The sequence below is a fragment of the Planktothrix sp. PCC 11201 genome (genome assembly GCF_900009135.1).
Taxonomy (GTDB): Bacteria; Cyanobacteriota; Cyanobacteriia; order Cyanobacteriales; family Microcoleaceae; genus Planktothrix.
Genome location: NZ_LT797716.1, coordinates 1 through 552, shown reverse-complemented (window position 1 = coordinate 552; position 552 = coordinate 1). Strand labels below are relative to the sequence as shown.

At 35.0% G+C, this 552-nt stretch carries 1 protein-coding gene; it reads left to right on the top strand.

Annotated elements, in window-relative coordinates; all coding sequences use genetic code 11:
* Nucleotides 1-552, top strand: a 552-nt coding sequence (locus PL11201_RS25360; protein WP_144017894.1) for a glycosyltransferase, incomplete at both ends; no start/stop codon positions are given.

The following is a 552-nucleotide window of genomic DNA, read 5'->3' as shown; positions in this document are numbered from 1 at the left end:
GATAATTAGGGAAATAGAAGATTCACGAATTAGAATATTTTCTTACTCTAATGCAGGTTTAGCATCAAGTCGAAATCGAGGCATTGATCATGCTCAAGGGGAATATATTACTTTTCTGGATGCTGATGACCTATGGACTCCAGACAAATTAGAAGCGCAGTTTCAAGCATTACAAGAACATCCAGAGGCTGCTGTTGCCTATAGTTGGACAGACTATATCGATCAGTCAAGTCAATTTTTGCATTCTGGTAGACAGATTACAATAAATGGCGATGTTTATGAACATTTATTAGTTAATAATTTTTTAGAAAATGGTTCTAACCCGTTAATTCGTAAACAAGCTTTAAATCAGGTGGGAGAGTTTGATACATCTTTAAAAGCAGGAGAAGATTGGGATATGTGGCTGAGATTAGCAGCAGATTATCAATTTGTAGTAGTTACACGCCCTCAGATTTTATATCGAGTTTCGACTGGTTCCATGTCCTCTCAAATTAAAAATCAAGAAAGAGAATGTTTAAAAGTTATTGAAAAAGCTTTTAAATTTGCTCCTGA